The 21,564-nt window shown below is 58.5% G+C and carries 17 protein-coding genes, 1 tRNA gene and 1 other RNA gene; 6 read left to right on the forward strand and 13 right to left on the reverse strand.

What is annotated here, in order from left to right:
• Positions 1 to 109: 109 nt before the first annotated feature.
• The 11 genes from cas3 to HJ536_RS06790 form a co-directional block, all read right to left on the reverse strand.
• Positions 110 to 2,575 carry a CRISPR-associated helicase Cas3' gene (cas3, locus tag HJ536_RS06740; RefSeq protein WP_228028654.1) on the reverse strand — a complete coding sequence of 822 codons (2,466 nt, stop codon included), beginning with the start codon at positions 2,573 to 2,575 and terminating at the stop codon, positions 110 to 112.
• Between the two features lie 329 nt (positions 2,576 to 2,904).
• Positions 2,905 to 4,410, reverse strand: a complete 1,506-nt coding sequence (locus tag HJ536_RS06745) for a relaxase/mobilization nuclease domain-containing protein (protein ID WP_177157133.1) — start codon at positions 4,408 to 4,410, stop codon at positions 2,905 to 2,907.
• A 1,072-nt stretch (positions 4,411 to 5,482) separates the two neighbouring features.
• Positions 5,483 to 5,572 (reverse strand) — tRNA-Ser (locus HJ536_RS06750).
• A gap of 46 nt (positions 5,573 to 5,618) precedes the next feature.
• Positions 5,619 to 6,335 (reverse strand): alanyl-tRNA editing protein, encoded by a 717-nt coding sequence (locus HJ536_RS06755; RefSeq protein WP_177157134.1) that lies wholly within the window; start codon positions 6,333 to 6,335, stop codon positions 5,619 to 5,621.
• Positions 6,332 to 8,710, reverse strand: a complete 2,379-nt coding sequence (locus HJ536_RS06760; protein WP_177157135.1) for a DUF3772 domain-containing protein — start codon at positions 8,708 to 8,710, stop codon at positions 6,332 to 6,334. Before HJ536_RS06760 ends, HJ536_RS06755 begins: the two co-directional genes overlap by 4 nt.
• Positions 8,700 to 9,734 (reverse strand): cysteine synthase A, encoded by a 1,035-nt coding sequence (locus HJ536_RS06765; protein ID WP_176855355.1) that lies wholly within the window; start codon positions 9,732 to 9,734, stop codon positions 8,700 to 8,702. Before HJ536_RS06765 ends, HJ536_RS06760 begins: the two co-directional genes overlap by 11 nt.
• Before the next feature lie 54 nt (positions 9,735 to 9,788).
• The gene (locus HJ536_RS06770) at positions 9,789 to 10,907 is read right to left on the reverse strand and encodes an NUDIX domain-containing protein (protein ID WP_177157136.1); all 1,119 of its coding nucleotides are present in this window, start codon (positions 10,905 to 10,907) and stop codon (positions 9,789 to 9,791) included.
• 5 nt (positions 10,908 to 10,912) lie between these two features.
• The gene (locus HJ536_RS06775; protein ID WP_176855130.1) at positions 10,913 to 11,353 is read right to left on the reverse strand and encodes a TrgA family protein; all 441 of its coding nucleotides are present in this window, start codon (positions 11,351 to 11,353) and stop codon (positions 10,913 to 10,915) included.
• Between the two features lie 2 nt (positions 11,354 to 11,355).
• Positions 11,356 to 12,564 carry an SAM-dependent methyltransferase gene (locus tag HJ536_RS06780; RefSeq protein WP_177157137.1) on the reverse strand — a complete coding sequence of 403 codons (1,209 nt, stop codon included), beginning with the start codon at positions 12,562 to 12,564 and terminating at the stop codon, positions 11,356 to 11,358.
• A 72-nt stretch (positions 12,565 to 12,636) separates the two neighbouring features.
• Entirely contained in the window at positions 12,637 to 14,055 is a 1,419-nt protein-coding gene (locus HJ536_RS06785; protein ID WP_177157138.1) for an FAD-binding domain-containing protein, read from the reverse strand.
• A 95-nt stretch (positions 14,056 to 14,150) separates the two neighbouring features.
• On the reverse strand, positions 14,151 to 14,717 hold the full coding sequence (locus tag HJ536_RS06790; protein WP_338082411.1) for a DinB family protein: 567 nt from the start codon (positions 14,715 to 14,717) through the stop codon (positions 14,151 to 14,153).
• 54 nt (positions 14,718 to 14,771) lie between these two features.
• Here HJ536_RS06790 and ssrA point away from each other — a divergent pair.
• Positions 14,772 to 15,122: a transfer-messenger RNA gene (gene ssrA, locus HJ536_RS06795) on the forward strand.
• A 28-nt stretch (positions 15,123 to 15,150) separates the two neighbouring features.
• Here the strand turns inward: ssrA and HJ536_RS06800 are convergent.
• On the reverse strand, positions 15,151 to 15,840 hold the full coding sequence (locus tag HJ536_RS06800; RefSeq protein WP_176855134.1) for a GntR family transcriptional regulator: 690 nt from the start codon (positions 15,838 to 15,840) through the stop codon (positions 15,151 to 15,153).
• Between the two features lie 254 nt (positions 15,841 to 16,094).
• Between HJ536_RS06800 and HJ536_RS06805 the strand changes: the two genes are divergently transcribed.
• The 5 genes from HJ536_RS06805 (at position 16,095) to HJ536_RS06825 (ending at position 20,818) form a co-directional block, all read left to right on the forward strand.
• Positions 16,095 to 17,069, forward strand: a complete 975-nt coding sequence (locus HJ536_RS06805; protein ID WP_176855135.1) for an ABC transporter ATP-binding protein — start codon at positions 16,095 to 16,097, stop codon at positions 17,067 to 17,069.
• A gap of 31 nt (positions 17,070 to 17,100) precedes the next feature.
• The gene (locus tag HJ536_RS06810; protein WP_177157140.1) at positions 17,101 to 18,366 is read left to right on the forward strand and encodes an ABC transporter substrate-binding protein; all 1,266 of its coding nucleotides are present in this window, start codon (positions 17,101 to 17,103) and stop codon (positions 18,364 to 18,366) included.
• A gap of 113 nt (positions 18,367 to 18,479) precedes the next feature.
• On the forward strand, positions 18,480 to 19,328 hold the full coding sequence (locus HJ536_RS06815; RefSeq protein ID WP_420811086.1) for an ABC transporter permease: 849 nt from the start codon (positions 18,480 to 18,482) through the stop codon (positions 19,326 to 19,328).
• A gap of 3 nt (positions 19,329 to 19,331) precedes the next feature.
• On the forward strand, positions 19,332 to 20,168 hold the full coding sequence (locus HJ536_RS06820) for an ABC transporter permease (protein ID WP_177157142.1): 837 nt from the start codon (positions 19,332 to 19,334) through the stop codon (positions 20,166 to 20,168).
• Entirely contained in the window at positions 20,168 to 20,818 is a 651-nt protein-coding gene (locus tag HJ536_RS06825) for an aspartate/glutamate racemase family protein (protein ID WP_177157328.1), read from the forward strand. The genes HJ536_RS06820 and HJ536_RS06825 overlap by 1 nt, the downstream gene beginning before the upstream one ends.
• 1 nt (position 20,819) lies before the next feature.
• On the opposite strand, the gene HJ536_RS06830 is transcribed toward HJ536_RS06825, so the two are convergent.
• Positions 20,820 to 21,563, reverse strand: coding sequence for a COG3904 family protein (locus HJ536_RS06830; RefSeq protein WP_177157143.1), 744 nt, complete (start codon positions 21,561 to 21,563; stop codon positions 20,820 to 20,822).
• Position 21,564 lies beyond the last annotated feature (1 nt).

Consider the following 21,564-nt stretch of genomic DNA (forward strand, 5'->3'; position numbering starts at 1 on the left):
AACAATCTCAAATTGAAATTATACTCGCGAGAACACCCCAATCTAAGGGTGTTCGCAAGGGCTTTGCGCATCAGTACGGAAAACCCTACCCAACCTAAACCACTGCTGCTTAACAGAATATTAACCCCACCGCAGCCTCATACCGAAGCCCTTCTGCGATTTCGCCGTCAGAGGATGGACACAAAATATGGCTATTCAATTTCCACTCAGGCCAATCACTGAGCCCCGCAGCAGCTAGACTTTCAGGACTGTTCGTGAGCCCAACTTTATCGATACGCGAGCGAGCAACACTCACCTCTGACAATGCCCAACCATCTGGCCCATCGAACAGCGGCACCAATCGATTGCCCCGCGCCTTGCACAAGACCAGCGTCACTTGCTCTGGCCCCAATCGGGTCGGGTAACTGGCATCGTCGTTCGCCTGCCCCCCGGCACGATAACCTTCCTTCAGGTCAACGCCGTTTTGCGAAGCCAAGGAAGCATGGCTGGCGCTTTTGCCCAAACGTTCCAACTCGAACTGCTCCAGCACCTTAGGCACCGCGATTTCTTCATTCTCGCTTGCTTCGATCAGACCACGGATGCCCGACGGCGCAACAATCTGACCGACTTCGAACAAGTGCAACGCGGTTCGCCACATGACATCGGCGGAATAGACCCAAGCCCCACGGTCCAGCACATCATGTAGCCAACGGTCCGAGCGGACTTCATTCGGATCAGGGGACACCACATAAAGAACCGGTTCAGGCACAGGACGTCCCTTAGCAGGACGCAAATCCATGTGTCGCCACAACCGCCCCACCCTTTGAACAAGGCCCGCCATTGGCGCGAGGTCCGACACCATCACATCGAAATCCAGATCCAAAGAGGATTCCAGCACCTGAGTGCCAACCAGAACCCCGCCTGCGCGGCCCTCGCCGGTTTTGCCGTAACGCTTGCGAATATCAGCCTCGATCCGTTTGCGATCACCAAGGGCGTAACGCGCATGAAGTAGCTCTGCGTCTACCCCCCGCGCACGCAGTGCCTCTACTGCCGCAATGGCATCGTCAACAGCATTGCGCACCCAAACGCAGGCCGCGCCGCTCTGTGCAGACTGAGCGATTAGATCGAGAGCCGCATCTGAGCTAGCCAGACGTTCGACCCGAACAGGCCCCTTGGCGCTGGTATCCTGAGGGAAATCACAACACTCCGCGCCCCCAGCGATCGTCAACGCAGGATAGGCCGGATTGCCATCGTCTATGCCATCATATGTGGCCAGCAACTTCCGACGCAAATGCAATGGCAAGGTCGCTGTCAATAGAATAGCCGAGCCGCCAGCCGCCCGATGGGCATGCAACAACCGAACGAGGGTCTCGGCAACATAGGCCTCGCCCATCTCGTGAACCTCATCCACGATCAAGATTTTCGATGACAAACCATAGTGCCGCAACGTTTGGAACTTGACCGGCAGGACAGACAGCAGAGCCTGATCAATCGTGCCAACCCCGACAGTCGCAAGGAGCGCCCTACGCCGGCTGTCACTAAGCCACTCGGTACATCCGATATCCTCGGGCGCATTCGGAGCACCGAGGACAATATCTCTATAATCAGCCGACAACGAAGCACGGCCATGTGCCAAGGTTATCGTGGGGGCTGACCCGAAAATACGGCCAATTTCCTTAGACACTCTGGTGAACATCGCATCCGCAGTCGCCATAGTCGGCAGCGCAAAAAAGAGTCCCGCTCCCTTCTGCATTTCAAGCATACGCTGAGCGAGCATTAGTGCAGCTTCAGTCTTACCCGCGCCTGTTTCATCCTCGATCAATGCGAGAACGGGCCCCTCCTGAAGGACAACAGACTGACAAGCCGCCTGCATCGGTCGCAGCTCTGGCCAATCAAAGACCGAGACACCCGAAAGCGCAGGTACTGTTAAGCCTGCCTCCTTCACCGCGCGCAGAGCCTTTTGACGTGCGATTTCCATATACTCGGGAACGGACGGTCCCGCAGACATGGGGTCAAACCACTGGGTGTTCGACCCGATCCAGTCCGCCGTAGTAATCAGACCAGACAACCACCATGAGAGACGTTTTAGATCGCGACCTTCCAGATGAAGAAGAGACGCATCTGGCCAAAGCTCTGAAAACGCCTTGATTACCAAACGAGCATCGTCTTTTGCTTGCGCCCCTAACTGCGCTCCGACGAATTTCAACTCACTTAAATCTATTTTTGACGGACGCCCATGATGACCTGCAGTGGCACCAAATAGTGGCATCAAACGCTTGGGGCGATAGGGTTTCAAGTACGCATCCAACGCACCCCTATTCGCTTCCAGATGTACTTCTGTAAGCTCCCAATGCTTATAGCCTTGCTTATGCCCATATCTCAACCAATCCCGAAAACTATCGGAAATTTTTCCGAGGTCATGCACTGCCGTAAGAAATGCCAAGGCATGCCGCTCTTCGGGCGCCAAATCCACATCACTCAATAGGCACTCTGCAACCGCTGCGACATCAAGCATATGGTAAATAGCGGGATGTTCCGGACCTCCATCTTTGGAGCTTTTCCCAGGCCAGCGTGCGATAATATCTGCAGATAACAAGTTATTCTCTCCGGTTTTGAATTTCGAACGTCAATATTTCATCAGCAAAAACGCTGAAGGCAACCGGCGTCACAAAACAGTAACTCGAAACTATAATCTTACCCGCCGTTGAACACTCACCCTGGGGCGATATGAGCCTAAAGGGTTTTGCCCTGCTACCAAATCAGGACCACCCAAAACATGAGTTTCAGACACCAGAACGACGATTACAGGCTGAAGGCCAATTTATCACCTACTGCGTACTTGGAAATTTTCCTAATATTTAGATGAGGCTAATCAGATAATCCGGCTCATTGGTACGCCCTTACATAACTTAAGCTCTCAGGTGCCTAACGCTTTTTGCTTAAGCCTCTTTGATTGTTCAATATCGCTCTGAGTTCTGATAGATCAGGACGCTTCCGAATGTACTTCACTTTATCCTTCTTCGCCGTAGGTGTCTGATGCACATCTGGGAAATCAGTCGTTGGCTGCCAAGGTTCCCGTGAACGCAGGAGGAGGAACTCGTTTTCTGCACTTTCCGTGCTGTCGAAACTCGTCGGCTGTCTGTTCTGTGTTTTTGACCCATTCTCGCGCGTCAATGGCTGCGCTTCACTGAGGTTTTTTGCGTCGAGGTTGGTTTCGGTCGTTTTGCTGGCGTTATCTGCGATTTTGTCGGTTGGCTTGTGATCGCCGACATCACTGTGTTTAAGAGGCACTTCAAGGACCCGATTAGTCCAATCTGGATTTTGGGTGTCAACAATTCTTCGAGTTGACGTTGGCGCGCAATCGCTCGGCGCTCTGCTTCTTTCTGGCGTTCTTGGATGATTTTCAATTCTGCCCTTAGCTGCTGCAACTCCTGATCTCGCGTTGTGAGGGTCGTTCTGGTCTGCTTGTTCTCTTCGGCCAATGCTTCGATGGCTACAATCAGCGGCTGTATGTCTGCTCGGATATGGGCCTGAAGTGCCCCAAGTGCTTTCTGCAGGTCTTGGCTCGCTTGTGTGTTCTCGGTCAGGGTGGTCAACAGCGGCGCTTGCGATGCTTCTGTCCCTTGCTGCGCTAAGCGCCTGAAAGTCTCTTTCTTTGACATATGAAAATCCTTTTTGCTCTAAATGTCTGATGGAAAAACTGCGCCCCAAACTTGAGGCTGAAAAAACGCGGCCCGCGTGGCTGAATGAAAAGCCTAAGAGGGTATCGCCCGTGTCATCAAAATGCGGGCGGACATCGACCCCGCATCCCTCAAGCGTCGCCACGAAATCTGTGGCAATGATAGGCTGGCTGGTGAACGTCGCTAATTGGCGTTGGAGGTGGCCTTTTGCGGAAAGAACGTCCCTCTGTGCCATCTCCAGCTCTGCCTGCGTCGGAGCCGCCACGTGATGTGCGGCATTGTTCGGCAGGAGCAAAAGAGACGGTTCGGTTGCCATCAATCCGAACTGCGTTTCTATCCGGCGGATCAGGGTCTCACTGCGGCGGAAATCGTGGCTGTCGCAAACCACGCGCCCGTCCAGATTGATCCGGCTGGCTGCGATGTGAATGTGATCGCCATGGCAGACAATCGTATAGGCCTCGAACCCCATGCCCTCTGCCCAGAGGTCACCAATTTCCGCGAAGGTGTCATCACTGATGGCTGCGTCCTTAGGTGCGAGGGCGATCGACCCATGCAGCACGCTCTTTTTTAGGTTCGGCCTCAGCTTGCTCAGGGAGGCAAACTGTTCCTTGATCATTTCAGGATCAAAGCCGAGCGTGCCACCGACAATCTCTGCGCGGGGACGAGGGTTGCCAAGATTATCGAACGGGCCAAGCAGGTAATCCATCAGGCCAGAGGCCTTGCTGCCTTTGTTGATCTTACCGATGGCCATGATGACCTCCGATCAACAGACTGCGGATTGAGGTCAGCTCTTGCATCAAGGTCTTAAGTACAGATCGTAATGCCTCGTCAGATACAGGCTCATTGCCTTTCAACATCCGATTAAGGTTTGCCGTTGTCTCAACGTGCTGAAGCCAGATCGACCGATTTACTTCAGGGATGTTCTTGGGGGCCGCTGATCCCAGTAATTGGTGCCGAACGAATGTCGAGAGGCAAGCATTAGCGGCTTGGCTGCAAAGCCGTTCGTATTCGGCCTCGGTCAATTTGACCGAAATTTGCTTGCTTCGTTTGTTTGTCTTAGGTGGACGCCCACCCGCCTGAATTTTCCTCATTATTTCTATCCACGATATGCAGAGCAAACCCTGCCGCGCACGGGAGGCGCAGAAAGGAAGCTCGCACTACTAAATATAAGAAAAAAACAGTTAAAGTTTGGTTAAGAAATAATATTATTGTGTAGTATCAATGGCTTGCAATATACTTGTGGAGTTTTCATCTCTTCTCAGTCATTTTGTCTGCTTCAGCTTTGGGGAACGACCACCTGCAAACCCAGGCCTGAAATCCAAAGCCCGCGAGTTTTGGTAAGACAAAAACATGGCTTGCTGAAACCAACTGGGACCAATGCGCAAATATCGATGCGGGCGCCAAGCCAGAGACTTCGCAGCGCAACATTTGGAAACCTCAGAGGCAGCTAAGAACGTGGCTGACATCTAAACGCCTTAGGAAGAGATGCTATCTAAGCCAAACCAATATGCCTCGGAGTCGATGGTCTACACTGCTTGATCTTGAAGTTGAGCGGAGAATGAAGCCCTAAGACCTCTCAACTGATAGCGCCCAAATTCGCGGAATACGCCAGCTCCCTTAGAGTTAAATGCCTAGGGAACTGTCTGCGCGGACCTAGTGGGGCTTCAGAAGCAGAAAAAGTTCAGAAGCCAATCAATAGTTTTTTGTCTCACAAGTGCTCTTATAGGATCACAAAAGCTCAGGAATCTGTGGGGCTTAGCGTGGGGTTGGGCGCCAGTGTAAAATCTTAAGGCATTGATTTTTTGAGCATTTCCAAGAAGAAATGGCGGACAGTGAGGGATTCGAACCCTCGAGACGGTTCCCCGCCTACACACTTTCCAGGCGTGCGCCTTCGACCACTCGGCCAACTGTCCAGTGCGGTCCCTTATATCCACACATTCGGCGGCTGCAAGCAGGAATTCAATCGATGTGAAGGTTTATCCGACGGTTTTGCCGACCTTTTTTCTCGATCTTGCCGATGCGGACGGGGCCGATCTCGGCGGTGGAGCGGACATGGGTGCCGCCGCAAGGCTGAAGGTCGATTTGTTCGTCCTCGGTGCCGATGCGGACCAGCCTCACCTGCCCCGTGCCGCGTGGCGGTTTGACGGACATGGTTTTGACCAGACCGGGATTCGCGTCGAGTTCGGCATCGGTGATCCATTGGGTTGTCACCTCCAGATCCCGCGCGATCAGGGCGTTCAGGGCGTCCTCGATCGCTTGTTTATCCTCGGGGGCGTCTTCCATATCGAAGTCCAGCCTGCCCTTATCCTCGGCGATGGAGCCGCCGGTCACGGGCAGTGGCACTACGACCGACAAAAGGTGCAGCGCGGTGTGCACGCGCATCAGGTGGTGGCGGCGCTCCCAATCCAGATCCTGCCGGACCACGGTCCCAACCGCCGGTAGGCGCGACATTTCACCGGGCAAAAGGATGATCTCGCCCCCGTCGCCCTTGATGGTGGTGGCGATCTCGATCCGTCCGCCCTCCCATGTCAGGACGCCGCAGTCGCCGGGCTGACCGCCGCCGGTCGGGTAGAACACCGTCTGGTCCAATACGATCCCGCCTTCGTCCGTGATGCGAACCACGTTGGCGTCGGCATTGCGTAGGTAAGCGTCATCGCGGAACAGAGGGTCGGTCATTCATCGGCTCCATCAGCAGAAACATCGGGCAAACCGGCAGCGGCCTGCCGGGCGGGTTCGGCGGTGGGAACAGGTGTCGGATGGATAGCCGACCCATGCACCCAGACATCGCGCTGCGGGAAGGGAATCTCGATCCCCTCTTCGGCAAAGCGCTTCACGATAGAGTGGTTGAAATCCGAACTGACATTCAAGACCCAGTTCACATCACGGATGATCGCGCGAACCTCAAAATCCAGCGAACTGTCGCCGAACCCTTTGAAATAGATAAAGGGCGGCGGTTGCAGCAAGACCATCGGGTGCTCTTTGGCGATCTCCATCAGGATCTTCTCGACCCTGCGGGAGTCGGTCCCATAGGCCACACCCACAGACACGATCACGCGGCCGATGGTGTTGCCACGAGTCCAGTTCGTCACCTTGCCACTGACGAGGTCAGAGTTCGGGACGATCACATCGGTACGGTCGAACGTCTCGATCCGGGTCGAACGCACGGAAATGGCGCGGACATAGCCCATCTCGCCGCCGACCTCGATCCAGTCCCCTTCGGAGATGGGCCGTTCGATCAGCAGAATGATGCCCGAGACAAAGTTCGACACGATGTTTTGCAGACCGAAACCGATCCCCACGGACAGCGCACCCGCGACGATGGCCAGATTGGACAGGTCGATCCCCGCGGCCCCGACAGCGGCCATGGCAGCGATAAAGATGCCCACATAGCCCATGCCCGAAACCATCGCGTTCCGGCCCCCAAGATCCAGACGGGTCTTGGGCAGGATCGAGGTTTGCAGCGCCCGTTGCAGCAAGCGCGTGATGCCGTAGCCGATCACGAACACCAGAGCAAAGCTGATGAAGTCCGTGGGCGAAATGTTCGTGTCGCCAATGGTGTAGCCCGCACGGAAACGGGCCCAAAGCTCGGTCAGGTCGGAAATCCGCGCGCCCCAGATCAGGGCCAGCGCAGGCAACAGCACCAGCGCCAGAAGGTATCCCAGCAGAACTGGCAGCAAGGCATCGTCAGCCTTGTCGGGGTTGCTGGAGAACATCGCATAAAGGTCGCGGATGAACTGTTGCAGGACCGCGTAAACACCATACAGGGCCAGCGAGCCGACCATCGGGTAAAGCAGCCCCTCGGCGGCGTTGCGATAGCCGATCGCTGCGATCACCGGCGACAGCAGCGCACCGAATGCCATCAGGCGCAGCACGATCATCGCCAGATTGGGCGCGGCGTTCCCGGCGGCCTCGGCGTTACGGATCAGGCTGCGGCGCAGGGTGTTCACCAGATGCAGCAGCGCAAAGGCGGTCAGGATGATCATCGGGAACATCAGAACCGCCGTCACACCGGTCGAGAAATCCTCTCGGGTGGCGACATCGTTCAGCAACAGGTACATGGCCACACAAAGGCCAAGGATCACCCCGCCGCGCCGCGCTTTGGCCCGCTTGTGCTGGGGGATCGCCGCGATGGCGCGGAAGTCACCGGAGGGGAACAGCAGCCCCGACAGCCAGCCCGCGAACATCGCCAGACCTACATAGATCCGCATGTCCGACAGCAGCGCCTTGCCCCTGTCGCCGGTCAATTGCAGGACCTGAAGGCCCGACACCATCATCACCACGCCAAGGACCGGCAGGATGACTTTGCCCACCGAAATCAGCAGGCTCCAGACGCCGGGGCCCCGTTTGATGCGATGCCAGACCTGATTGACCAGCGCCTCGATCCAGTCGGGCGCGCGGGTCAGCAGCAGCACGCCAATGATGATGAAAAGGATCGCGGGCAGCACGTCCTCTCGGATGCTGGACAGGCGCGCGCCATCGGCAAAGGTGTCGCGCACCTCTTGGACCAGCGCCAGACCATAGGTGATCGCGGTTCCGCCCGCCTCGGTCCAAAGCGCGGGGTTCAGGGGCGTCGGCCCCAACGAGAACAGCTGCTCGGCTTGCTGGCGGCGCACAACGCGGTCGATTTCGGTGATCAATCCGTCCGCTTGGCGATAGGCCTCTTCGGCCTGAAGTCGTGGAACTTCAGCCTCTTGCAGCTGTTTGTTCAAGTCCGCGCGGCGCTTGGCGATGGTCTGGGGCTCTGTCTCGCCCTCGGCTGGTTTTTCGCCCAAGGCGCTGATCTGCGCGGTCAGGGTGTCGATGCGTTCGCTGTTGGCGTCCTGCGCCGATTGGAACGTCGTGCGGAAATCGGAAACCTGCGCCCGCAGCGCATCCAGCGCGGCAGCGTCCCGGTCCGGACTGTCGATTTGCTTTTCGACCTTGGAGGCCAGCGCCTTCCATGCGTCGTAGTCCACCTTGTCCGCTTGAGCCAACACGGCCAGCGGTGCAAGCAGACTGAAAACGGCGGCCCAGAGGAGCCGCCGCAACACCGTCCAGGGATTAGTCGTCAACAAAGACTCCCGGGATGCTCTTGGGTCCGGTGGTCAGCCAATCGGGAACCGGCAGACCCTTTTCCTTGAGGAAGCGGGGGTTGAAGAGTTTCGACTGATAGCGGGTGCCATAGTCGCACAGGATGGTGACGATGGTGTGGCCTGGGCCCATTTCGCGGGCCATACGGATCGCGCCCGCAATGTTGATCCCCGAGCTGCCGCCAAGGCACAGGCCCTCTTCGGCAAGGGTATCAAAGACGATCGGCAGCGCCTCTTCGTCGGGGATCTGGTAGGACATGTCGGGGGTAAAGCCCTCGAGGTTGGCGGTGATGCGCCCCTGCCCGATCCCTTCAGTGATCGAAGAGCCTTCGGCCTTCAGTTCGCCCGTGGTGTAGAAGCTGTGCAGCGCCGCGCCCAAGGGATCGGCCAGACCGATCTTGACGCCTTTGGGCTGCAGAGCCTCGGCCACACCGGCCAGAGTGCCGCCCGAACCAACCGCACAGATGAAGCCGTCCACTTTGCCGCCGGTCTGTTCCCAAATCTCGGGGCCAGTGGTTTCCACGTGGGCACGCTTGTTCGCCACGTTGTCGAACTGGTTGGCCCAGATCGCGCCGTGCTGTTCGGATTTCGCCAGCTCCTCGGCCAGACGGCCCGAGTAGCGGACATAGTTGTTCGGGTTCCGGTAGGGCGCGGCCGGCACCTGCACCAGCTCTGCGCCCGCCAGACGGATCATGTCTTTCTTTTCCTGAGACTGGGTCTCGGGGATCACGATCACAGTGCGGAAGCCCATGGACGCGCCGACCAGTGCCAGACCGATGCCGGTGTTGCCAGCGGTGCCCTCGACAATGGTGCCTCCGGGCTCCAGCTGGCCACGCTCCAGCGCGTCCTTGATGATGTACAGCGCCGCGCGGTCCTTGACCGACTGACCGGGGTTCATGAATTCACATTTGCCCAGAATGGTGCACCCTGTCTCTTCGCTGGCCTTACGCAGCTTGATCAGAGGGGTGTTCCCGATGGCTCCGGCCAGATCCTGTGCAATTCGCATCATGCGCCCTTTCTCGTGTTGCACAGACATGAATATGTAGGTCCGCGCAGGACATCAACCCGTAGTGCGCAATCCTTCGCGTGCACGTGACAACCAAAGTGCCAAAAGACAGGTCGGTTGAGTGCTAATCTGGTCGTTGTCCACCATGTCCATCAGCCGGTCAAAGCTGAAGAGATGGCTTCGGATATCCTCGGCCTCGGCCTCTTCGCCAGCGATACCGGCGATGTGGTCGGGCAGATCGCAGATACCGACGAACAGGTGGTAATACTCGCTCGAGCAACCCGGCGAGGGATAGCCACGGTTGACGGGAATCAACTTGGTGATCTTCAGGCGGGCTTCTTCTTTGGCCTCTCGCATGGCGGCGTCGATGGCGGTTTCACCCGGATCAATGCGGCCTGCGACAGGCTCCAGCGCCCAACAATGGGTGTCGCCACGGAAGTAAGGCCCCGCACGGAACTGCTCCACCAGCAGCACGCGGTCGCGCACCGGATCATAGGGAAGCACAACCACTGCATCGGCCGCCATAAAGGTCGCGCGGTTCACGACCTCGGACGGGGCACCGTTGTGGCGGGTAAAGGACAGGTCATGCTCGTCCACCGCGAAATAGTTCGCGTAGGGCACGGTGCGCTTGTGGCTGACCACATCGCTCGCACTCAGGCCAGAGGGCGTCAGCGCGCTGGGATTGGCCTGTGCGGCGGCATAGGCCGAGGCCCGCATGCGGATGGTCGGGAAACGCGCGCCCACTTCGGCAGGTGCCTCGTGGGTGAAGGACATCATGACTTCTTCGGCGGCGCGCATGGTCATGACCGACCACTTGGCAACCCAGTCGTCTAGGTTCCAGACATCACCGCAGGTATGATCGCGCTTGGAGGCCACATAGCAGGCCGCAGGTTCGGTCCCTTCGGAGGTCATGACGGCAATGTCAGCGACCGAATAATTAAAGCAGGCCTCGTAGAAATCCAGACGGTCGCGCTGGCGGCCGGTCAGGTTGCGCAGCAGCAGGCCGCGGGCTTCGGACCCGTCGGTCGCGCAAATCAGGGGATAACTGGCGCCTTGCGCCCAACAGACAGAAAATCCGGGCATGGTGGCAGGAACCGTTTCCACGGGCCCACCAGCCACCAGATCAAGCAGTGGCTTATGGCAGAGTGTGCCATAAACGAACACGTCGTTCATAATTTTTATCTCCAACGACGATGTGCAGCCTCGGCCCCCAAACCGGACAAGACGGCCCCCATGAATACGGGAGCGATCGTCATTGTCACCGCAATCGCCATAAAGTCTGAAATTCCGATTTTTACAGCGGCTAGAACCGCTTCTAAAGCATGATCGTAAAGTTTTCGAAACGCCCGAATAAGCATCTCCCGTGTTGCAAGAGACATAAAGACCAGCAGCACAGTTACAAATCCACCGTTAATTCCGGCAACCGCAGCACGGGCCCAGCCGTTACCGACGCGCGGGCCGACCAACTGCCAGCCGATCACCGCGCCTAGGAACATGTTATACTCGATAAAGAATTGGTAGTACTGGAGGGCGGGACGCACCTCTCGCAGTTTGAGTGCCAGAATGACACCCGTCAGGGCCATAAAAATTGCGGCGATCAGACGGGCGGCTGTGGGCATCCTTAAGAAGGTCTTTCGATTGTCAACTGCGTTACATCGCAGATACCCCCTCTGAAGGCCCCCGCGCAAGACGTCAGATAAAAGTTCCACATCCGGCGGAAGCGGTCATCAAAGCCCATGGGCGCAATCCGGTCCCAGTTGTCGTTGAACATTTCGTACCAGCGGCGCAGGGTTTGGCTGTAGCTTTCGCCGAAATCCAGATGGTCGGTGACGCGCAGACCGGCGCGCTGGACCTCTTGCCTCAGGGTGCGGGGGCTTGGCAGCATCCCACCCGGAAAGATGTATTTCTGTATGAAATCCACACCATTCCTGTAGGTGTCCCAGCGCTTATCTTCTATCAAAATGATCTGAAGTACTGCCGAGGCTCCAGGCTTGAGGCAATTGCGGACGGTCTGGAAATAGGTTGGCCAGTATTTCTCGCCGACGGCCTCGAACATCTCGATGCTGGCGATGCCGTCATAGGTGCCTTTTTCGTCGCGATAGTCCTGCAATTTCAACGTTACTTGATCGGACAGGCCCGCGTCCGCAATACGTTTCTGGGCAAAGGCCAGCTGTTCGCGGCTGATCGTCAGACCTGTTACTTTGAGACCCCGCTCTTTGGCGGCGTATTCGGCGAACCCGCCCCAACCGCAGCCGATTTCCAGCACGTGGTCGCCGGGCTTCACGCCCATCCGGTCGACCATGCTGGCGTATTTCTGGATCTGCGCGGCCTCCAGACTCTCTTGCCCAGACTTAAACAACGCAGACGAGTAGGTCATCGTGTCGTCCAGCCACAGATTGTAGAAGTCGTTCCCCAGATCGTAGTGGTAAGAGATATTCTTTCTTGCCTGTTTTTTGGTATTTGACTGCAGCCAGAAACGGAATTTTTCCAGCGCCCGAACAAGTGACTTGCCGGGAAACCCGTCGTAGACCGCTTCTTGCTGGTCGTGGATCAAATCCATGAAGGCCTGAAGGTCCGGACTGCTCCACCAACCGTCCAGATATGAATCGCAAAAACCTAGGTCACCTTCGCGAATAAGTCGGGCAAAGGTATCCGGATGGTGAATCACGATCTCTGCCACGGGGCCGGGATTTTGCCCTTCGCAGCGAAAGACACGGCCGTCTTCCAGCCGAATATCCAGCCGCCCTGCCCGCATCCCTTTCATCATCGACAGGACAGCGCCCATGTAGCGGGGCAGATCGGTCGGCAGCGTGGTTTCGGCAAGCGTCATGGCGGGTCTCCCTAGGGGTCGTTTCAGGCTAGTCCTGTCAGCCACAGGCGGGCAATAAATCTTAAGACGGGGTCAGAAATCCCGTGCCTCATAGGCGTCCAATGCCCGTTTGCGACCCGCATCTGCGGTCACAATGGGCTTGGGGTAGTCATCTTTGGGCGACAGATCCCAGCTACGGGGAATCGCGTCGAAGTATTTCAGAGCGTGCTTGTGGGGGTTGCTGCGCCCCTCCGCGATCCAGCGGCTGACGTAGCTGCGCTGCTTGTCGAACTTGTCGAGTTGGGTCACCGGATTAAACACGCGGAAATACGGGGTCGCATCAGGGCCAGAGCCCGCCGACCACTGCCACCCCATCGCATTGGCGGCGGGGTCCCAGTCGATCAGGCAATCCTCAAACCACTCCAGACCGATCTTCCAATGGGTCAGCAGGTGCTTGGTCAGGTAGCTGGCGACGATCATTCGCGCTCGGTTGTGCATCCGGCCCGTCACATAAAGCTCTCGCATAGCCGCATCCACGAATTGAATGCCGGTGCGGCCCTGTTTCCAAGCGGTGACTTCGGCGTTTTCCTTTTCGTTCCAAGGGAATGCGGACCATTCCTCGCGCCAGTTGTCGGTCGCGATACGGGGGGTGTGCCAGATCAGGTGATAGGCAAACTCGCGCCACGCCAGTTCCTTCATAAAGGTTTCGGCGCCTTTGCTGCCCTCGTTCATGCGGCGCATGGCGGCGTGCCAGCATTGGCGGGGGCTGATCTCTCCCAGTGCCAGATTTTCGGACAGACAGCTGGTGCCGTCTTCGGACGGCAAATCCCGCTTGGTGTCGTAGTCGTCGACGATATTCTCGATGAAATGGGAAAGCCGGTCCTGCGCGGCATCCTCGCCAAGGCGCACGAAGGGCCGAACCACATCCGCCCCACGGCGCATCGCGGCACCTAAACCCCAATCCTCTAAGTTTTCGGTTTCCGGCCACTCCGGCGGTGCGGTCAGCGACGAAATCCGCCCCAAAGGCTGTGGCACGTCCCGCCCACGGACCGATTTCCAGAACGGCGTGAAAACCTTGTAGAACCCGCCCTGACCCGTTTCGACCGTCCAAGGCTCGAACATCAGGTGGCCAAGGTGGCTTTGCGCATCAATCCCCGCCTCTTTCAGCGCGGATTTGATGTCTTTGTCCCGTTTGACGCTGTCAGGATCATAGGCCCGCGACCAAAGCACCGTATCCGCACCGGTTTCCTCGATCAGCGCCTTCAGAACGGTCAGCGCATCGCCCGACCGCAGCACCAACCTGCTGCCGATCGCCTCTAGCGACTCGGTCAGATGACCGACCCCCAGCCCCAACCGCCATTTCGGCGCGGCGCCCAAGCCATCGACCAGTCCATCGCGGATAAAGACCGGCACCACCGGACGACCGCTGGACATGGCCGCCCAAAGCGCAGGGTGATCGGACAGGCGCAAATCCCTGCGGAACCAAACGATGATCGGAGAGTGCTCTGCCACGTAATGCCTCTTGGGTCGTAATTATGGATTGTTACGATTGGCAGAACGCTTTGGATCACCGATTGGTTCACTAATTTGTCAGAAAAATCCGAATGCTACAGCCAAGGCCCCGACTGCGGCATCAGAAACAGATCGGTCTCTTCAGGTTTCAGCCCCATCTGGGTCAGCATCGCATGAACCTGACCGCGGTGGTGGGTCTGGTGGTTAAAGAAATGCATTACGCATTCGCCCAGGTTTTTCGAGACAGTCGTGTTCAGGGTGCCCGAATACCACGTCAGGTCCGAAATCATATCGAGGGATTTCACCTTCTCGGCCCAAAGGATGATGTGGCCATCCATGCGAAACCGCTCGCCGCTCCAGGCGGCGATGGTGGGCTGGAAGTCGCGGCTGGTTTGGGCGGTGCCACCGGGCAAGGGCTTGTCCTGAAAACGCGCCATCCACGTGGTGTCCGCCCACAGGATATGGTTGACCGTGGCAAGGATCGAACCAAAGAACGCCCCGCGATCCTTCGTCAGTTCTTCAGGGGGCATGTCCTGCAAGAGCTTGCGCAAGTTCCTGTTCTGCCACGCATTATACCGGGCCATCGTTATACAATAATCTCGGGTCAGCATCTGCGGCTCCCGTCTCCAAATGTCGTTTTGCAAAATTTTCGCCCCAACCATGAAAACCGAGCGTACCGAAACAGGCAAGCACGTGATGCAGGATTTTCATGACAGGCTCTTGAATTCCGCCGCAAAGTTCGTAGGTTAGGCACGTCGGGCAACCGACTATGGACATAAACGCGCTCGTAATAAGCGGATCGGACCCGGGGGCGGTACCCGGCGGCTCCACCATAAATCCTATCGTTTGGGATTCTGGGGCCGAAATAGGATCGACGAACGTCTAAAGGGGTTTTGCTTTGTCCCGGTGTGATACCGCCGTTATCGGTTCAAAAAGTACAATTGCAAACGACAATCGTGCTCCGGTAGCAATGGCTGCGTAAGCAGTCGGCGAAACCGAAATCTAAGTCCTTGGGCCTAGCAGCTTAAGGCGGGGTTCGGAGGTACCTGGCAACAGAAACCTCCACTTTGCACCAGCGCCCCGAGGGGCGCTTTTTTATTGCTTCAGCGCCTCTGAAAGGGATTGCGGGGCCGATGTCTGTTCCCGCAAATCCAGCGAGGTCAGCAGATCCAGCAGGTGGTTTTTCATCAATTCCTCGGCCAAGGGGCCATCTTTGGCGGCCAAGGCCTTGATCAGGGCATGGTGGGCGTGGCTCTCGCACAGGGCGGCGCGGCGCTGCCAATAGAGAGCGATGATTAGCGATGACCGCGCCACAAGCTGCGAGATGAATTCCGCGATCGTCACCTGATTGGCGATGCGGGCAACCTCGATGTGGAACTGACCAGAGAGTTGCAGAGCCCTGCCCGTTTCCCCCGCCCGAAGCGCCGCATGTTCCGCGTCGATATGGGCCTGAAGGATGGCGATGTCCTCAATCGTCATCCGCTCGGCGGCATAGCGGGTCATGGTGGGCTCCAGCATGGCGCGGGCCTCGAACACCTCGCGCGCTTCTTTCACCGTGGGCTTGGCAACAAAGGCCCCGCGATTGCGCTTCAACTCAACCAGACGCATATGCGCCAGTTGCTGGAGCGCCGCGCGGACCACGGTGCGGCTGACGCCGTACACCTCGCCGACCTCGTCCTCGTTCAGCTTGGTGCCGGGGGCGATGCGGTGTTCGTGAATCGCTTCGGCCAAGGCCTCGGCCACGTGCGTGCTGGCGGTATCTGCCGGTTTTTCCTTTGGTGCCATGAAGCCCTGCGCCCCTATGTCTTTTCCTCTGTCTTCCGCCGCGGCGGCGCGAATCGCAAGGTCGGGGTTTCCGATCCGATGTGTGGACGTGATTGTATACGATTCTGGATCACAATTTGTGCACGGCCGTGTGGCACCTGCCCAAATCCGCGCCGTTCCGTGTTTCACACCCTAAAGCTGAGCGAAAAATGTTCCTGACTTACGATTTCTGACTGCACGGTCAAACCCAACGCGGAACCGAAAAGGGGCACAACATGCGGTCGGGTCAGGATCTGGAGCTGGTACATCTGGTGAAACGTTACGGGGACACCGTCGCCGTAAACGACATCAACCATGTGTTCCTGAACGGCAGCTATGTGTGTCTGCTTGGGCCGTCGGGCTGTGGCAAATCCTCGACCCTGCGGATGATCGCGGGCCACGAGAGCGTGTCCGAAGGCTCTATCGTGCTGGATGGCAGCGACATCAGCGCCCTGCCGCCCGCGCAGCGCGGGACCGCCATGATGTTCCAGAACTACGCCCTGTTCCCGCACCTGAGCGTGCGCGACAACGTCGCCTTTTCCCTGCACATGAAGGGCGTGGACAAACCCACCCGCCACAAAGCCGCCAATGAGCTGCTGGAGCTGGTGGACATGAGCCACCTTGCCGACCGCCTGCCCGCCCAACTGTCCGGCGGCCAGCAGCAGCGCGTTGCTTTGGCTCGCGCGCTGGTGACGAAGCCTCGCGTTCTGTTGCTGGACGAACCCCTGTCTGCGCTGGACCCGTTCCTGCGCATCCGGATGCGGGCGGAACTGAAGCGTCTGCAACGCGAGCTTGGCATCACCTTTATCCACGTCACCCACGGACAGGACGAAGCCTTGGCGTTGGCCGACGAGATCGTCGTCATGAACAACGCGGTGATCGAACAGGCCGGACCTGCCCGCGATGTCTGGATGGCCCCCCGCACCGAGTTCGTCGCCAAGTTCATGGGCGGTCACAACGTGATCTCGCTCGAGGGGCACAAGATCGCCCTGCGCGCCGATCAGGTCCGTATCGCGGACACCGGCCTGCCCGCCACCGTGACGGCTGTGGAATATCAGGGCGCCCATGTGGCGCTGACCGCCATGACCCCCGGCGGAGAAGAGATCGTGGCATTGGTCCCCGAAGCGGACTTCTTTGCCATGCCGAAACAAACCGGCGAAGCCGTCAGCTTTGTCTGGGACGAAGGGCGGGTTCACCGCCTCCTTGCTTAATCAACCAATCCAACAACAGGGATTTAGTACCATGTCGAAAATGCGTTATTCCCGTCGGTCCATTCTGAAAAGCGGTGCAGCCGCTGTGGCCGCCTCGACCCTGCCCGCGCCCATGATCTGGGCTCAGGAAATCAAGGATATCACCCTGCGCCAGTTCGGCACCGGCGTGTCGAACCTGAACGAGGTCGGCCAGAAGGTGAAAGAGGATCTGGGTTTCACTCTGGAAATGACCGCGCTGGATTCCGACAGCGTCACCCAGCGCGCGGCCACCCAGCCCGACAGCTTTGACATCGCGGATATCGAATACTGGATCTGTAAGAAGGTTTGGCCCACCGGCAACCTTCAGGCCATGGATACCAGCAAAATCAAGAACTACGACAAGATCGTTGGCATCTTCAAATCCGGCAAACTGACCCCCGAGAGCGTCATCGCCCAAGGCACCGCGCCCCATTCGGTCGGTTTCGTCGAAGGCCCCGGCTCGACCACCTTTGCCAAGGAAGAGACCGGTTGGATGACCCTGATCCCGACCATCTATAACGCGGACACTCTGGGCATCCGTCCCGACCTGATCGGCCGCCCCATCGAAAGCTGGACCGAACTCTTGAACCCCGAGTTCAAGGGCAAAGCCTCGATCCTCGACATTTCGTCGATCGGGATCATGGATATGGCGATGGTCTGCGAGGCGATGGGTGAAATCCAGTACGCCGACAAAGGCAACATGACCAAGGAAGAGATCGACAAGACCTTTGCGATCTTTACCGAAGCCAAGAAAAACGGCCAGTTCCGCGCCTTCTGGAAGACCTTTGACGAGAGCGTGAACCTGATGGCCTCGGGCGAAGTGGTGATCCAGTCCATGTGGTCGCCCGCCATCACCGCCGTGAAATCGCGCGGCATTCCCTGCGTCTATCAGCCCCTGAAAGAGGGCTATCGTTCGTGGGGCGGCGGTATCGGCCTGTCGAAATCGCTGACCGGCATGGAGCTGGACGCGGCCTATGAATACATCAACTGGTATCTGTCGGGCTGGGTCGGCGGCTTCTTGATGCGTCAGGGCTATTACTCGGCGGTTCCGGAAACCTCGAAAGAGTTCATGACCGCGGACGAGTGGGGCTACTGGTTCGAAGGCAAGCCCGCGGGCGGCGACATCACCAACCCCTTCGGCGACGTGCTGGCCAAGGCAGGCGACACACGCGATGGCGGTTCCTTCTATGAGCGGATGGGCCATGTGGCTTGCTGGAATGCCGTCATGGACGAGAACCAGTACATGGTCCGCAAGTGGAACGAGTTCATCGCGGCTTAAGCGGTGGTTTTAAGGGGCTTTGCCCCTCTGGACGGGCCTTCGGGCCCGCCCATTCACCCCAGAGTATTTGAGCAAGAAGAAGGGGCTGCGGCCCCGGGGATGGATTTATGGCGATGAGCCGGCATGTTTCGGGGTGGCTTCAGGCGGCCCCGTTGACCGTGGTGCTCGGGGGATTTCTGATCGCGCCCATCATCATGATTGTCGTGGTGAGTTTCTGGGGCGCGACCGAGTATTCGATCTATCCTGCCTTTCAGTTCGACAATTATAGCTATCTGTTCGGCTCGGCTGTGGTGTGGAAAGTGTTTCTGGCCACGTTCAAATACGCGCTGATCACGTGGGCGTTTACTTTGGCCATCGGGTTTACCGTGGCGTATTTTCTGGCCTTTCATGTGCGGTCCCAGGCGATGCAGACGGCGCTGTTTTTGCTGTGCACCATTCCGTTCTGGACCTCGAACATCATCCGTATGATTTCGTGGATTCCGTTTCTGGGGCGCAACGGGATTGCCAATTCGGCGCTGATCTCGTGGGGCGTGGTGGATCAGCCGGTGGAGTGGCTGCTCTATTCCGATTTCTCGGTCATTCTGGCTTTTGTGCATCTCTACACGCTGTTCATGGTCGTGCCGATTTTCAACACCATGATGCGGATTGACCGGTCATTGATCGAGGCGGCGGTGGATAATGGCGCGAGCGCGTTCCAGACCCTGCGTCATGTGATCCTGCCGCTGACCAAGCCGGGGATCATGATCGGGACGATTTTCGTGGTGACCCTGGTGATGGGCGATTTCATCACCGTGCGCTTCATGTCGGGATCGCAAAAGGCCAATGTGGGCCGCCTGATTTCCAACGATATTGCGCTGCTTCAGTACCCTTCGGCGGCGGCGACCTCGGTGGTGCTGCTGATCACGGTGTTGATGGTGATCGGGATCCTGCTGCGCTTTGTTAACATTCGCAAGGAGCTGTGAGTTATGGAAAAGCGTCCTTTGTCTTTTTACGTGCTTGCGGTGTTTTTCGGGCTGTTTGTGCTGTTTCTTTACGGGCCGACCCTGACCATTGGCATTCTGTCGTTTCAGGGGCCCGGTGGCGGCCTGACCTTTCCCATGCAGGGGGTGTCGCTGCACTGGTTCCGCGAGCTGTTCGAGCAGCAAGCTGTCGGTGACATCTGGGGCGCGTTCCGGCGGTCCTTTGTGCTGGGGCTGATGGTGATGATCACCACCGTGGTCGTGTCGGTCATGGCGGGGCTGGCGTTCCGCAAACGGTTCAAGGGCTCGGCGGTGCTGTTCTACATGGCGATCACGTCGCTGGTGATCCCGTCGATCCTGATTTCACTGGGGGTTGGTCTGATCTTTAACCAACTGGGGCTGAAGGTGCATTGGGCGACCTCGGGCTTCGGATCACAGCTGACATGGACCCTGCCCTTTGGCCTGTTGATCATGTTCGCGGTCTTTAACCGGTTCGACAAATCCTATGAGGAGGCCGCGCGGGACCAAGGTGCGACCCATTGGCAGACGATCCGCCATGTGGTGCTGCCGATCATTGCGCCGTCATTGATCGGGGTGGCGCTGTTCGGGTTCACCCTGAGCTATGATGAATTCGCGCGGACCTTGCTGACGTCGGGCAGCTACAACACCCTCCCGCTCGAGGTGTTCGGGATGACCACCAACGTGACTACGCCAGTGATCTATGCGCTGGGAACGCTGACCACGCTGTTTTCCTTCGGGATCATCGGGGCGTTCATGCTGTCGGTCTGGATCGCGGGGCGGCGCCGAGCGCGGCTGGGGTCTGACGCGGGCAAAGGTGTATGATGAAGATCGCCTATATTAACCCTAACAGCACCGCCGCTATGACCGAAGGGATTGTTGCGGTGGCAGCGGCCGCCCTGCCTGTAGCGCGGATTATCGGGATCACCAACATCGACGCCCCCTCGGCCATCCAAGGGCCAGAGGACGGCGCGGCGGCCCTGCCCGGAGTTCTGCGTCTGGTGGCCGAAGCCGAGGCTGACGGTGCCGGTGCCATCGTGATCGGGTGCTTCGACGACACTGGCTTGGCCGAGGCGCAGTCGATCACCGATCTGCCGGTTCTGGGGATCGGGCAGTCGGCCTATGTGATGGCGGGGCTGATGGGGCGGCGGTTTTCGGTGGTGACCTCTTTGGCCGTATCCATTCCTGTGATCACAGAGAATATCGCGGCGGGCGGTTATGCCCCGAACTGCGCCGGTGTCTATGCCAGCCACTTACCCGTCCTGACCATTGACGAAGGGTCCGAGCCCACCCGCGCCCATCTGGCCGCTTGCCTGACCGAGGCTGCGAAAACCAGCGGAGCGGTGGTTCTGGGCTGCGCCGGAATGGCGGGCCTGCGCGCCGACTTGGCGCGGCGCACAGGGGTTTTGCTGATCGACGGGGTTGCGGCCTCGGCCCATCTGGCGGCGGCGGCGGCGGGGTATCGCCGCACCTAGCTTACTCGGCCGGAATGAACCCGAACTCCTGCAATTCATCGCGGGACAGCAGGTAAATCTGATCCGGCGGCGTGCGCATGGCCAAGGCCATCACCTCGGGCGAGATGCCCATGCGGATGAGATAGGACATGACTTCGGCCTGCCCGCGCTGCACATCCTCGACCGCCATGAAGGCCGGCAGGATACCGCTTTCGCCAAAGTAATGCTGGTGTACGCCGACCTTGGCGGTTGGCGGCACCTGCCGTTCGGTGCCCCCCGCCAGAATATAGGGACAGGCAGAAAGACAGACGGCTAACCCCTGCATCTGTGTGGTCAGGCCAGCGGCGCGGATCGCTTCGCCAATCTCTAGCGCATCGGAAACGGACCCACCGGTGCTGTCCAAAGCGACCGACTTGATCGCTTGGCCGGTTTGCGCCCTTAGCCCGAGTTCGGCGGTGAAACGGGCACCGTCCCCTTCGGCGATCTGGCCGGTCAGAGTCAGCACTGCGGCATCACCGCTGAACTCCAGCCGCTCGGGCATCGGCGCGGTCGAGGGCATCCCGTCGGGCGAGGTCACCTGCACCCGGTCTGGCGCATAGGGGCGCGTCGAGGGGCCCGCGGGCGTGGGCATGGTCAGCAAATCCCGCGCGGGCAGCGATTGCATCAGGTCCATCCCGATCAAAGCAATCCCGATCAGCACCTGCGCCCCGATCATCCCCGTGATCGCGCGGCGTATCCCCCTTGGAGCGGCTACATCCTGCGACATC

The sequence above is a fragment of the Donghicola mangrovi genome (genome assembly GCF_013377535.1).
GTDB classification, from domain to species: Bacteria; Pseudomonadota; Alphaproteobacteria; order Rhodobacterales; family Rhodobacteraceae; genus Donghicola; species Donghicola mangrovi.